Source organism: Arthrobacter sp. 05N429 (assembly GCF_056397045.1).
The window spans coordinates 64,221-77,529 of the sequence record NZ_JBFTMQ010000014.1 but is presented as its reverse complement, the minus strand read 5'-3'; the positions used below and the strand labels follow the sequence as shown (position 1 = coordinate 77,529).

Below are 13,309 nucleotides of genomic sequence, written 5' to 3'. Positions count from 1 at the left end.
CCGGCCCTGGGCCGCACCCTGCCAGCCCCGCCCCCTGCCACGAACGGAACCACATTGGCCAAGAAGGACGAGAAGTCGAAGAAGAACGCCCCGCTGATCGGCATTGACATCGGCGGTACCGGGATCAAGGGCGGGATCGTGGACCTGAAGAAGGGCAAGCTGATCGGCGACCGCCTGCGCATTCCCACCCCTCAGCCCTCCACGCCCGAATCCGTGGCCGAGGTCGTGGCCCAGGTTGTGGCCGCGCTGTCCGCCCGGCCCGACGCGCCGGCCCCCGATTCTCCCGTGGGCGTCACCTTCCCCGGCATCATCCAGCACGGCGTGGTCCACTCCGCCGCCAATGTGGACAAGTCGTGGCTGGAAATGGACATCGACGCCATGCTGACCGCGCGGCTGGGCCGCCCCGTGGAGGTCATCAACGACGCCGACGCCGCCGGCCTCGCGGAGGCGCGGTTCGGCGCCGGCGAGTTCGTGAAGGGGACCGTACTGGTCATAACGCTCGGCACCGGGATCGGTTCCGCCTTTATCTTCGACGGCAAGCTTGTCCCGAACGCCGAGCTGGGGCACCTGGAGATTGACGGGTTCGACGCCGAGTCCAAGGCCTCGGCGGTGGCCCGCGAACGGGACGGCCTGAGCTGGGAAGAGTACAGCGTGCTGCTGCAGCGCTACCTGTCCCACGTGGAGTTCCTCTTCTCCCCCGAACTGTTCATCATCGGGGGCGGCATCTCCAAGCGCGCCGACGAATACCTGCCGCGGCTGCAGCTGCGCACGCCGATTGTGCCGGCGGAGCTCAAGAACGACGCCGGCATCGTCGGCGCAGCGCTTGAGATCGCGCTGAAGCACAAACTGGCCAAGTAGCACCATGAAGGAACCGGCGCCCGGGGTTGTCATCGTCACGGGCGCCAGCCGGGGCATCGGCGCGGCGGTGGCGCTTCGTGCCGCCCGGGCCGGGTATGCCGTCGTCGTGAACTATTCCGCCGACGCTGCCGGGGCCGACTCCGTTGTGGAAGGCATCATTGCCGACGGCGGCGGGGCGGTGGCCGTCCAGGCGGACGTCAGCGACCCGGCCGCCGTCGTACGGCTGTTCGACGCCGCGGCTGCCCTCGGGACCCTGGCCGCCGTCGTGAACAACGCCGGCATCACCGGCAACCTGATCGGCCCCCTTAAGGACGTTCCGGCCGCGACTATCCGGCGCGTGCTCGACGTCAACGTCGCCGGCGTCGTCTATGTCTGCCAGGAGGCCGTAAGACGGCTCAGCACGGAGCAGGGCGGCCGTGGCGGCTCAATCATCAACATCTCCTCGACCGCCACTAAGGCAGGCTCGCCGGGAACCTGGGTGCACTATGCGGCGTCCAAGGGTGCGGTCGATGTGCTGACGGCGGGGCTCGCGGCCGAGGTCGCGGCGCAGGGCATCCGGGTGAACTGTGTGGCGCCGGGAAGCACCAACACTGGATTGCATGCGGCCGCAGGGATGCCGGACCGGGTGGAGCGGCTCAATCCCACGATCCCCATGGGTCGGGGCGCCGAACCGGATGAAGTAGCCGCTGCCGTGCTCTGGCTGCTCTCCGGCGAGGCCGGGTACATCACCGGGGCCGTGCTGCCGGTCTCCGGCGGCCGCTGACGCTACTGGCGAGGCGGAGTGGTCCCGGCGCCGCGAAGGCGACAGGGAGATTGGTGCCGGTGGTGGCTGCGGCTTCCCCTCCGCTGCCACCACCGGAGTGTGTGGGCAGAACTAGAGCGGGCTCTTCTGCTGGCTGGTGCCTTCGCGCCCCTTGGTCTCGGCCTCGTGGCGGAGCAGGGAGATGGCGGCTTCGAAGTCCTCGAGGGACTCGAAGGCCTGGTAGACGCTCGCGAAGCGCAGGTAGGCGACCTCATCCAGCTTCTGGAGCGGGTTGAGGATGGCCAGGCCGACCTCGTGCGCATCGATTTCCGCGGCGCCGGAGGCCCGGATGGCTTCCTCGACTTCCTGCGCGAGCATTGCCAGGTCGTCTTCGGTGACGGGACGGCCCTGGCAGGCCTTGCGGACGCCGTTGATGACCTTGCTCCGGCTGAAGGGCTCGCCGACGCCGGACCGCTTGATCACCGTAAGGCTGGTGGTTTCGACAGTCGTGAAGCGGCGTCCGCACTCGGGGCACTGCCGGCGGCGCCGGATGGCTGAGCCGTCGTCGGCGATCCTGCTGTCCACCACGCGGGAATCAGGGTTCCGGCAAAACGGGCAATACACGTCGTTTCCTCCCCTGTCGCATGGCTGGACACCGTCTCAGAACCCATGTCAGTTTGAAAGCCAGTCACATTAAGAGCCAGGGCACCATGGCGGTGCCTACGGGACCAGTTTACGACTAGATGTAGCTGAATAACAAGCCTGTAATTACTACATGTTGTGGTCAGGAGCCCGCTGCGAAGCGGGCTGTGACCGCTTCGCCGTGTGCCGGGAGGTCCTCCGCCCGGGACAGGCTGACGATGTGCCCGCTGACCTCCTCGAGGGCGGCGCGGGTGTAGTTGACCACCTGGATGGCGCGCAGGAAAGTAGTCACGTTCAGCCCAGAGGAGAACGCCGCCGTGCCGCTGGTCGGCAGCACGTGGTTGGAGCCGGCGCAGTAGTCGCCCAGGCTGACCGGGCTGTAGTCCCCCACGAAGATTGCACCGGCGCTGCGGATCCGGCCCGCGACGGCGGCCGCGTCCGCCGTCATGATTTCCAGGTGTTCGGCAGCGTACGCGTTGCACGCCGCGATGCCCTGTTCGAGGTCGTCCACCATCACGACGCCGGACTGCGGCCCGGAGAGGGCCTCGCGGACCCGCAGGCCGTGCTTGGTCACTGACGCCTGGCGGTCCAGCTCCACCCGGACCGCGGCTGCGAGGGCCTCGGAGTCCGTGATCAGCACGGACGCCGCCTTGGGGTCGTGCTCGGCCTGGCTGATCAGGTCGGCGGCGACCAGTCCCGGCTGTGCGGTGGCGTCGGCGAGGATCGCGATCTCGGTGGTGCCGGCCTCGGAGTCGATGCCCACGACGCCCTTGACAAGGCGCTTTGCCGTGGCGACGAAGACGTTGCCCGGGCCGGTGACGACGTCCACCGGGTCCAGTCCGGCGTTGTCCCCGGCGGCGGGGATGCCGTAGGCGAAGGCCGCGATGGCCTGGGCGCCGCCAATGGCGTAGACCTCGTCGATCCCGAGCAGGCACGCTGCGGCAAGGATCGTGGGGTGCGGGAGTCCGCCGAAGTCCTTCTGCGGAGGTGAGGCCAGGGCGATTGATTCGACGCCGGCGGCGAGGGCCGGGACGACGTTCATGATCACGGAGGACGGGTAGACGGCCAGGCCGCCGGGGACGTAGAGGCCCACCCGCGCCACGGGGACCCAGTTCTGGCTGACCACCGCGCCTTCGCCGAGTTCGACGTCGGTGTCCGCCGGGCGCTGGGCGTCGGCGAACTGCCGCGCACGTCTGATGGACTCTTCCAGTGCCGCCCGCACTGCGGGATCCAGCCCTGCGAGGGCAGCCGTCAGCGCTTCGGCGGGGACCCTCGGGTGTACCTGCTCGACGCCGTCGAAGGTCCGGGCCAGCTCGCTGAGTGCTTCGAAGCCGCGGGTGCGGACGGCGTCGATGATGTCCAGGACCTTCTGCTCGGCATCTGCCATAGTGCCGGCCTGTGCCCGGGGCACAGCGGCGCGAAGACCGGCCAGGGTAAGCCGCCGGCCGCGCAGATCGACGGTCCGGAAGTCGAGGTCGACGGAAACCGGGTGCGCGGTAACGGAGGGCACGGCAATGGCGGGCACGGTATTCGAGGGCACAGTTTTGGCGGGCACAGTGCTGTCAGCTGAAGGGGTCACCCGTTCATTTTACGTGCCGCCCCGGAGAGTCCCGCCCCTGTTACTCGGAGGCTTGCGTGGAAGGCTGTTCCGCGGCGGCGTCTTTGGCCCCGGGCTTCGGCGTTGCGAACACAGTGTTCAGGAACAGGGTGAGTGCGGCGGCGGCCGGCCAGATCGCCAGGACGGCGAGGGACCGCAGGGAAAAGGCGATACTGGCATTGGCCGAGGTGTCCTCCGGCGCTGCCCACCACAGACCGCACAGCACGCCGGTACCCCAGGCTGCGAGGGCGCCCACAGCCCCGGCACCCACCGCCAGAAGAACATCCCGCCCGGACGGTTCGGAGTGCTTGTTACCGGAGGCAACGGCGCCTGAAATGCAGCCGGCGAGCAGGAACAGTCCCGCCAGTACCAGGTCCCGCGGCAGCCACCCCTCCGTGTTGCTCCCGCCCCGCAGTTCCGGATTGCCGGAGAGCAGATTCAGGCCCGAGGGGGCCAGGAGCCACCACAGCAGCCCCACCGGGATGCCGGCAGCGGCGATCACCGCGGCCTTCCGCCACGTAACAGCACGGCGGGCGGCCTCCGGCCGGGGACCCCGGGCCGGAGAATGGGCGACGCTCTGGCCCTCGGCCTCGTCGGCGTCGAGCAGGGCGTCCTGCGGGGTTTCGTGGGGGGCGTCCTGCTGGAACTGGCCGTGCACTGCGGGCTGTGTCATGCAACAAACCTTAACAAGCTTTACGTCCGCCGGCACATGACACCGCGCGTCCCCGCATGAGTCCAGATGACGCCGTCGGATACATGAGTACCGCGGCCCGCCGCTGGCGCAATACGCTGGCAGGGTAGGAACACCACACACGTGCAGCAGGGAGATGGATAGCAGTGGCCACAGAGGACCAAGCCTTCGAGGGAACTTTCCGGGAGATGTTCCGGCGGCACGCGGCGGGGGTGGCCATCATCACCGCCAACTTCAACGGGGTCCCCTTTGGCTTCACAGCGACCTCCGTGGCCTCACTCTCGGCGAAGCCGCCCCGGTTCACCTTCAACATGGCCCGGACCTCCAGCTCCTGGCCGGCCGTGGCCAACACCACGTACATCGGCGTCCACATGCTGGGGCTGGACAACCAGGAGCTGGCCGACCGCTTTGCGCGGACCAGCAACCGCTTCGAGGGCGATCACTGGGCGCTCGGGCCCCATGACGTCCCGGTCCTCAATGACGTGGCCGGCTGGCTGATCGGCAAGGTCCAGATGCGGCTCTCCTTCGAGAACAACGCCGTGGTGGTGGTCGAGGTCGTGGAGGGTGAAGTGGGCGCCGACGGCGCTCCCCTGCTCTACCACTCCGGCGCGTACGGCCAGCCGGCACCGCTCGACTACGAGATCTGAGCGGCGGGCGGGCTGCCGCCGGCCCGTCTTAGTTGTCCAGGCAGGTGGGGCCGAGGAGCACCTTCAGGTCACCGAACAATGAGGGGCTCGGGTTGACCCGCAGATGCACGGGCAGGCCCATGACCTCCACCCGGGAGTCGCCCTGCAGGTGCAGCCGGACCTCGGACTTGCCGCGGTGCGTCCGCAGCACGTCTCCGAGTTCGGTCACGACGGCCTCGGTCGCCTTGTGCGTCGCCATAGTAATCACCAGCGGCCCGTTGAGCCCCTCGCTGAGGTCCGGAACGGAGAGTTCCATGCAGTTGAGGGCGACGGCGCCGTCATCGCGGCGCTGCAGCCGGCCCTTGACCACCACGATCAGGTCCTCGGCCAGCACGGACGCGATGGGGCCGTAGACCTGGCCGAAGAACATGACCTCGACGGAGCCGCCCAGGTCCTCGATCTCCGCACGGGCGTAGGCGTTGCCGCTGGCCTTCGCGATCCGCCGGCTGAGGGAGGTGATCATCCCGGCGATGGTGACGATGGCGCCGTCGTGCGGGCCGTCCTCGGCAATGAGCGAGGTGATGGACTGGTCGGCGTGCTGGCTCAGCAGCCCCTCCAGACCCTGCAGCGGATGGTCCGAGACATAGAGACCCAGCATGTCCCGTTCGAAGGACAGCTTGTCCTTCTTCTCCCATTCTGGAAGGTCAGGGATCTCGATGCTCAGGGACGCCTCGGATTCGGCCTCATCGAAACCGGCAAAGAGGTCGAACTGGCCTATCGCCTCGTTGCGCTTGAGCGTAATGACGGAGTCGATGGCTTCTTCGTGGATCATCGCCAGGGCGCGGCGGTGGTGATTCAGGGAGTCGAAGGCGCCGGCCTTGATCAGGGACTCGATGGTGCGCTTGTTGCACACCACGGCCGGGACCTTCATCAGGTAGTCCTTGAAGGACGTGTAGGCGCCTTCCTTCTCGCGCGCGACCACCATGGCCTCGACGGCGTTGACGCCGACGTTGCGGATGGCCCCCATGCCGAAGCGGATGTCGTTGCCGACCGGGGTGAAGTTCAGCGCGGACTCGTTGACGTCCGGCGGCAGCACCGTGATGCCCATGCGCCGGCACTCGTTGAGGTAGATGGCCGACTTGTCCTTGTCATCGCCGACGGAAGTCAGCAGGGCCGCCATGTACTCCGGCGCGTAGTGGGCCTTGAGGTAGGCGGTCCAGTAGGAGATCACGCCGTAGGCGGCCGAGTGCGCCTTGTTGAACGCGTAGTCGGAGAAGGGCAGCAGGATGTCCCAGAGGGTCTTGACCGCGGCCATCGAGTAGCCGTTGTCCTGCATGCCCTGGGAGAAGCCGGCAAACTGCTTGTCCAGCTCGGATTTCTTCTTTTTGCCCATGGCGCGGCGCAGGATGTCGGCCTGGCCCAGGGTGTAGCCGGCGAGCTTCTGCGCCACGGCCATGACCTGCTCCTGGTACACGATCAGGCCGTAGGTCCCGCCCAGGATCTCGGCGAGCGGTTCCTCAAGCTCCGGGTGGATCGGGATGACTTCCTGGATCTTGTTCTTGCGCAGGGCGTAGTCTGTGTGGGCGTTAGCGCCCATCGGCCCCGGACGGTAGAGCGCCAGCACGGCGGAAATGTCTTCGAAGTTGTCAGGCTTCATCAGCTTGAGCAGCGACCGCATGGGGCCGCCGTCGAGCTGGAAAACGCCCAGAGTGTCGCCGCGGGCCAGCAGCTCGTAGGACGCCGCGTCATCGAGCTCCAGGGACTCCAGGTCCAGGTCCACGCCGCGGTTCATCTTGATGTTCTCGAGCGCGTCGGAAATGATCGTGAGGTTCCGCAGGCCGAGGAAGTCCATCTTGATCAGGCCGAGGCCCTCGGACGTCGGATAGTCGAACTGGGTTATGACCTGGCCGTCCTGGAAGCGGCGCATGATCGGAATGACGTCGATGATGGGGTCCGAGGACATGATCACGCCGGCCGCGTGGACACCCCACTGCCGTTTCAGGCCCTCGATACCGAGCGCCGTTTCGAACACCTTGGCGGCTTCCGGGTCGGTGGCGATCAGCTGCCGGAAGTCGCCGGCCTCGCTGTAGCGCTTGGAGTCCTTGTTCTGGATATCCGCCAGCGGGATGTCCTTGGCCATCACGGCCGGCGGCAGCGCCTTGGTGAGCTGCTCGCCCATGCTGAACGGGTAGCCGAGCACGCGCGAGGAGTCCTTGAGGGCCTGCTTGGTCTTGATGGTGCCGTACGTGACGATCATCGCGACACGTTCGTCGCCGTACTTGCGCGTGACGTAGTCGATCACTTCGGAGCGGCGCCGGTCATCGAAGTCGACGTCGAAGTCGGGCATGGAGACGCGGTCCGGGTTGAGGAAGCGCTCGAAGATCAGGCCGTGGTGCAGCGGATCGAGGTCGGTGATGCGCATGGCATACGCCACCATGGACCCGGCGCCGGAGCCACGTCCGGGACCCACCCGGATGCCGTTGTTCTTGGCCCAGTTGATGAAGTCCGCCACCACGAGGAAGTAGCCCGGGAACCCCATGGAATTGATGACGCCGAGTTCGTAGTCGGCCTGGGTGCGCACCTTGTCCGGGATGCCCTTGGGGTAGCGGTACTGGAGTCCCTTGTCGACTTCCTTGACCAGCCAGGACGTTTCGTCCTCGCCCTCCGGGCAGGGGAACCGGGGCATGTAGTTGGCGCCCGTGTTGAATGAAACTTCGCAGCGCTCGGCGATCAGGAGCGTGTTGTCGCACGCCTCGGGGTGGTCGCGGAAGAGTTCGCGCATCTCCTGCGGGGACTTCAGGTAGTAGCCGCTGCCCGAGAAGGCGAACCGGGATCCGCCGTTGTCGTAGGTCGGCTCCAGGAGGGTGGACCCGGACTGGATGGCCAGCAGGGCCTCGTGTGCCTTGGCGTCGTGCTCGTGCGTGTAGTGCAGGTCATTGGTGGCCACCAGCGGCAGGTTCAGTTCCTTGGCCAGGCGCAGCAGGTCGCCCGTGACGCGCCGCTCGATGTCCAGCCCGTGGTCCATGAGTTCGCAGAAGTAGTTCTCGGCGCCGAAGATGTCGCGGAACTCGGCGGCCGCCTCGACGGCTTCCCGGTACTGGCCAAGCCTGAGCCTCGTCTGGACCTCGCCGGACGGGCAGCCGGTGGTGGCGATCAAGCCTTCGGAGTAGGTGTTCAGCAGTTCCCGGTCCAGCCGGGGCCACTTGCCGAAGACCGAGTCCAGCGAGGCGATCGAGGAGGCCCGGAACAGGTTCCGCATGCCCACGTTGTTGTAGCTGAGCAGCGTCATGTGGGTGTAGGAGCCACCGCCGGAGATGTCGTCCTTGCGCTGGTTTTCCTCGCCCCAGCGGACGCGGGTCTTGTCCCCGCGCGCCGTGCCCGGCGTGACGTATGCTTCGACGCCGATGATGGGCTTGATGCCCTTGTCCGTGGCCCGCTTCCAGAAATCGAAGGCGCCGAAGAGGTAGCCGTGGTCCGTAGTGGCCAGGGCGGGCATGCCCAGCCGTTCGGTTTCGTCGAACAGCTCCCCGAGCCGGGCGGCACCGTCCAGCATCGAGTATTCGGTGTGGTTGTGGAGATGAACGAACGAGTTGTTGCTGGAAGTCACCGAATCATTCTAGTGCCGCGCACGGACGTTTCAGCGCGGCACTCCGGCCCGGCCGGGAATGAGCAGCCGGACCAGGGCGGCCGCTCAGGCCTGTCCGGACTCCAGGACTTCGAGCGCGTACCGCAGGTCCTGCGGGTATTCGCTGGTGACGGTGACCTGCTCCCCCGTCCGGGGGTGGGCGAAGGACAGCTGCCGGGCGTGCAGCCACTGCCGGGTGAGTCCCAGCGTGGCGGCGAGCCGCGGGTCCGCACCATAGGTCAGGTCACCGGCGCAGGGGTGTCGCAGGGCAGAGAAGTGGACGCGGATCTGGTGCGTGCGGCCGGTTTCGAGGTGGACTTCCACGAGCGACGCCTTCCCGAACGCCTCCAGGACCTCGTAGTGCGTGATGGAATCCCGGCCGTCCTCGATCACGGCGAAGCGCCAGTCGTGGCCCGGGTGGCGGCCGATCGGCGCATCAATGGTGCCGGCCAGCGGGTCCGGAAGGCCCTGGACGACGGCATGGTAGACCTTGTCCACGGTGCGTTCCTTGAAGGCGCGCTTGAGCGCCGTGTACGCCTCTTCCGTCTTGGCGACCACCATCACCCCGGAGGTCCCGACGTCGAGCCGGTGGACGATGCCCGCGCGCTCCGGCGAACCGGAGGTGGAGATCCGGTAGCCGAGGCCGGCCAGGCCACCAACGACGGTTGGCCCCACCCAGCCGGGCGACGGATGCGCGGCCACACCGACCGGTTTGTCGATGACAACGAACTCGTCATCGTCCAGCAGGATTTTCAGGCCTTCCACTACTTCCTCCACAACTTCCAGGGGGTCCCGGCGTGCCGGGACGACGACGTCGAGCACGGCGCCGGGGGCAAGCTTGAGCGACTTTCCGACCGCTTTGTCCTTGCTGCTGACGTTGCCCTCGGCAATCAGCGCGGCGGCCTGAGAACGGGAAATGTCCATGAGCTTCGCCAGCCCGGCATCCACCCTGCTCCCCGCAAGTTCATCGGGCACCACGAAACGGAAGGACGACGCCGGCGTCGCGCCCGTCCCGTCCCCGGCGTCGCTGTCGTCGATGTCTTCCGCCAGGAGGTCCTCCGGCAGGACGTCTTCCGGCGGAGTCCCGGCCGGCGTCAGGTCTTCAGGAGTCAGGTCCTCGGGGGCCGTGTGGCCGGGCGCCATGTCAGGAGTCATGCTTCACTGTGTCTTTCGTAAGGTGTGAGCCGTCCAGCGAGATCCCGCGCAGCGTGAGCAGGCAGATGATCACCACCGAGGACACCACGGCCGAATCGGCGATGTTGAAGATCGCAAAGTTCGGCAGCTGGATGAAGTCCACCACATGGCCCATCGCGAAGGAGGGTTCGCGGAACAGCCGGTCCGTGAGGTTGCCAAGGGCGCCGCCCAGCAGCAGCCCGAGCGCCAGGGCCCACCAGACTGATCCGAGTTTCCGCAGCTGCAACAGGATGGCAATGGAGACGGCGGTCATGATGATGGTGAACACCCAGGTGACGTTCTCGCCGATCGAGAAGGCCGCGCCGGAGTTCCGGATGTAGTACCAGTGCAACAGCGGAGGCAGCACGGGAATCCGCTCCCCCTCGGTCATGTTGGCAGTCACCCACAGTTTGGTCAGCTGGTCGAAGACGTAGGCGAACACCGCCAGGCCAAAGAATACGGAAAGCAGCAGGGCCCGCCGCGCCCGCGGTTTGAGGGTACCCGCCGGGGCGGACTCAGCGGGCTGCACGGCGTCGGGTGAGGGTGCGTCAGTCATAAGGCTTTCGTTCACGGGCCAGTGCGGGCACTGGGAGCTGGGGTGCTGGGGCACTGCCGCCGGCGGAACCTGCGGTTAATGCCGAAAGCCGGCGGCCGAGGAATCCTCAGCCACCGGCTTTCAGAATACTTGCTTAACGTCCTAGCTGTTGGCTTCAACCTCAGGGGCAGCCACGGAGCCGCGGGCGTCCAGGTCACGCAGTTGGCCCTCGATGTAGGCCTTCAGGCGTGAACGGTAGTCGCGTTCGAAGCCGCGGAGCTGCTCAACCTTGCGTTCCAGCACCGAGCGCTGCTGCTCGAGGGCGCCGAGGATCTTGCGGGACTTCTCCTGCGCGTCGTTGACGAGGCTGCTGGCCTCGATCTGCGCTTCGGCGATGATCTTGTCGCGCTGCTGCTCGCCGTCGGCGACGTGCTTGTCGTGCATCTGCTGCGCCATGGCGAGCAGGCCGGCGGCGGACTCGGCTGCCGGAGTAGCGGCACCGCGGGCCGGGGCAGCTGCCTGCTCGGCTTCCTTCTTCTTGGCAAGCTCAGCAGCCTTGGCAGCCTCAGCGGCCTTGGCCTCGGCTTCTGCCTTGGCGCGGTCTTCCTTCTCGGCCTTGACGGGTGCCGGAACCTTTTCCACGACGGGAGCCGCGGCGGCGGAGCTGGCAGGCGTGCCGGCGCCGGATTCGGCGAGCTTCTTGCGCAGCTCGTCGTTCTCCTGGTTCAGGCGTCGCAGTTCGACGACGATCTCGTCCAGGAAGTCATCAACTTCATCCTGGTCGTAGCCTTCGCGGAACTTGGTCGGCTGAAAGCGCTTGTTGACAACGTCTTCTGGCGTCAAAGCCATCTGGTCACCTCGTTGGTCTAGTTAGTCAGTAGGCCTTCCGGCCGTCAAAACTACGGTACCTAAATATGGTCTGGTTCCTCTAATTCAACACCGCAGTGTCAAACCGGAGTTTCTAACTGTTTCGGCTGCGGACCGTGTCCGCCGCCCGGCTACGCCGCGATCGGCTGGGAGAACACCAGGAACTTGGCTACTGCCATGGCGATGGTGACAGCCACGAACAGGAGCAGGAATCCGAGGTCCAGGGATAGTCCGCCGAGCCGCAGCGGCGGAATCAGCCGCTGGAGCAGTTTGACGGGTTTGTCTGTGACCGAATACACAGCATGGGCGGTGACGAGCGCCACGCCGCGCGGCCGCCAGCTCCGTGCGAACATCTGCACCCAGTCGAAGACCAGCCGGACGATGAGGGCAACAAAGAACAACAACAGCGCGATATAGACAAGTCCGAAAACAATTCCCATGACTTAACTCATATCTCCATGTTCATTCCGGATACCGCAGTGTCCTCGTGATAGTTACGCCTCTATTTCAACACGGATAATTCAGCAGCGATGCCAGACAGGGCGTCCCTGCCTGGCATCCTGGCCGAAAAACCCGGACTAGCTCTGGTTGAAGAAGCTCGCCTGCGTCTCGCTGACCTTCTTGTCATCGCCAATGACCTCAACGTACGACGGCGACAGCAGGAAGACCTTGTTGGTCACGCGCTCGATGCTGCCGCGCAGTCCGAAGACCAGCCCGGCGGAGAAGTCGACGAGGCGTTTGGCGTCCGCCTCCCCCATGTCCGTGACGTTCATAATGACGGGGATGCCGTCACGGAAGCTTTCGCCAATGAGTTTGGCATCGTTGTAGGACCGCGGGTGGATCGTGGTGATCTGGCGGAGTCCGGTGGGCTCTTCGCGGCTCGATGCCGCTCGCTTGATGGGTGTCACAGGTGCGCGATATTCCTCTTCAGCGGCGTAGGGCTCTTCCCGGGGGGCCTCGCGGACGGGCGCCGGGGCACGGCGTTCCTCGCGGTCATGCTCCATGGAATCGTCCTCATCCTTATGCGATGTTGGGTGCTCGGACTCGTAATGTTCATCGCCATCGGCGAGCCCAAGATAGATCATTGTCTTGCGCAGAGCGCCGGCCATGGTCGACTCCTAATCGTGTCCGTAAGCGGGCCGATCAACGACTTAACAGCCTTGGAATCCCCGCCATTACCTTCCAATACGTTGAACCTACCGCAACGCCGGACGCGGACCGAGAATATCGGAGCCAACGCGAAGGTGTGTCGCCCCGAACCGGACAGCGTGTTCCAGGTCCTGGCTCATGCCCGCTGAAATGCCCGTGGCGTCCGGAAATTGTTCGATCAGCCGCCCGGAAATGCCTGCCAGCTTCTCGAAGGCAGCAGCCGGATCCGCCCCGAGCGGGGCAACCGCCATGACGCCGGCGAGCCTCAGTCCCGCAGCACCTGCCAGCTGCTCGGCCAGTGCGGGGACCTCGTTCGGGGCCGCGCCGCCGCGGTGGGCGCCGGCGTCGTCGTCGAGGCTGACCTGGATGAAGCAGTCCAGCGGCGCCCGCCCGGTGCGTTCGCTTTCAGCTGCCATCGCCTTGGCGAGTGCGGCGGCCAGTGCCTCCCGGTCCACGGAGTGCACGGCAGCGGCATACGTCACCACAGACTTGGCCTTCTTGCTTTGGAGCTGGCCGACGAAGTGCCAGCTCAGGCCGAGGTCTTCGAGCTGCGCCGCCTTTGCCGCGGCCTCCTGGTCCCGGTTCTCCCCGACGTCGGTGACGCCAAGGGCGGCGAGCCGCCGGACATCCTCGGCGGGGTGGAACTTGGTCACTACGATCAGCCGCGGCCGCCGGGCCGCACGCCCGGCGCCGGCAACGGCGTTGTCTATCCGCTCCCGGACGGCAGTGAGCCGCTCCCGGAGCTGTTCCAGCCGGGGATCGGGCTGCCCGCCGCCTGACTGAACAGCACCCGGTTGAACGCCG

13 protein-coding genes are annotated in these 13,309 nt (G+C 66.6%); 3 read left to right on the top strand and 10 right to left on the bottom strand.

The window, feature by feature from the left end; genetic code table 11:
* The first annotated feature begins 54 nt into the window (after nucleotides 1–54).
* Entirely contained in the window at nucleotides 55–858 is an 804-nt protein-coding gene (gene ppgK, locus AC1DF4_RS17425; protein WP_441405366.1) for a polyphosphate--glucose phosphotransferase, read from the top strand.
* Between the two features lie 4 nt (nucleotides 859–862).
* Entirely contained in the window at nucleotides 863–1,621 is a 759-nt protein-coding gene (locus tag AC1DF4_RS17420) for an SDR family oxidoreductase (RefSeq protein WP_476914051.1), read from the top strand.
* Nucleotides 1,622–1,732: 111 nt separating this feature from the next.
* Here the strand turns inward: AC1DF4_RS17420 and nrdR are convergent, their stop codons facing one another.
* From nrdR to AC1DF4_RS17405, 3 genes are all read right to left on the bottom strand, one after another.
* Complete coding sequence (nrdR, locus tag AC1DF4_RS17415; protein ID WP_082492733.1) at nucleotides 1,733–2,224, bottom strand: transcriptional regulator NrdR; 492 nt, start codon at nucleotides 2,222–2,224, stop codon at nucleotides 1,733–1,735.
* A 160-nt stretch (nucleotides 2,225–2,384) separates the two neighbouring features.
* The gene (gene hisD / locus AC1DF4_RS17410; RefSeq protein WP_476914073.1) at nucleotides 2,385–3,758 is read right to left on the bottom strand and encodes a histidinol dehydrogenase; all 1,374 of its coding nucleotides are present in this window, start codon (nucleotides 3,756–3,758) and stop codon (nucleotides 2,385–2,387) included.
* A gap of 103 nt (nucleotides 3,759–3,861) precedes the next feature.
* On the bottom strand, nucleotides 3,862–4,512 hold the full coding sequence (locus tag AC1DF4_RS17405; protein WP_476914050.1) for a hypothetical protein: 651 nt from the start codon (nucleotides 4,510–4,512) through the stop codon (nucleotides 3,862–3,864).
* 206 nt (nucleotides 4,513–4,718) lie between these two features.
* Here AC1DF4_RS17405 and AC1DF4_RS17400 point away from each other — a divergent pair, with 206 nt between their 5' ends.
* Nucleotides 4,719–5,177 carry a flavin reductase family protein gene (locus tag AC1DF4_RS17400; RefSeq protein WP_476914072.1) on the top strand — a complete coding sequence of 153 codons (459 nt, stop codon included), beginning with the start codon at nucleotides 4,719–4,721 and terminating at the stop codon, nucleotides 5,175–5,177.
* Nucleotides 5,178–5,205: 28 nt separating this feature from the next.
* Here AC1DF4_RS17400 and dnaE read toward each other — a convergent pair whose 3' ends face one another.
* The 7 genes from dnaE to AC1DF4_RS17365 form a co-directional block, all read right to left on the bottom strand.
* Nucleotides 5,206–8,763 carry a DNA polymerase III subunit alpha gene (gene dnaE, locus AC1DF4_RS17395; protein ID WP_476914049.1) on the bottom strand — a complete coding sequence of 1,186 codons (3,558 nt, stop codon included), beginning with the start codon at nucleotides 8,761–8,763 and terminating at the stop codon, nucleotides 5,206–5,208.
* 84 nt (nucleotides 8,764–8,847) lie between these two features.
* The gene (locus AC1DF4_RS17390; RefSeq protein ID WP_476914048.1) at nucleotides 8,848–9,936 is read right to left on the bottom strand and encodes an RluA family pseudouridine synthase; all 1,089 of its coding nucleotides are present in this window, start codon (nucleotides 9,934–9,936) and stop codon (nucleotides 8,848–8,850) included.
* Nucleotides 9,926–10,510, bottom strand: a complete 585-nt coding sequence (lspA, locus tag AC1DF4_RS17385) for a signal peptidase II (protein ID WP_476914047.1) — start codon at nucleotides 10,508–10,510, stop codon at nucleotides 9,926–9,928. Before lspA ends, AC1DF4_RS17390 begins: the two co-directional genes overlap by 11 nt.
* Nucleotides 10,511–10,651: 141 nt before the next feature.
* A complete protein-coding gene (locus AC1DF4_RS17380; RefSeq protein ID WP_346926203.1) occupies nucleotides 10,652–11,338 on the bottom strand; it encodes a DivIVA domain-containing protein in 687 nt (228 codons plus the stop codon).
* A gap of 149 nt (nucleotides 11,339–11,487) precedes the next feature.
* Nucleotides 11,488–11,796 (bottom strand): YggT family protein, encoded by a 309-nt coding sequence (locus tag AC1DF4_RS17375; protein ID WP_476914046.1) that lies wholly within the window; start codon nucleotides 11,794–11,796, stop codon nucleotides 11,488–11,490.
* Between the two features lie 138 nt (nucleotides 11,797–11,934).
* Entirely contained in the window at nucleotides 11,935–12,465 is a 531-nt protein-coding gene (locus tag AC1DF4_RS17370) for a cell division protein SepF (RefSeq protein ID WP_476914045.1), read from the bottom strand.
* Nucleotides 12,466–12,552: 87 nt separating this feature from the next.
* A complete protein-coding gene (locus tag AC1DF4_RS17365; RefSeq protein WP_476914071.1) occupies nucleotides 12,553–13,257 on the bottom strand; it encodes a YggS family pyridoxal phosphate-dependent enzyme in 705 nt (234 codons plus the stop codon).
* Nucleotides 13,258–13,309: the final 52 nt, after the last annotated feature.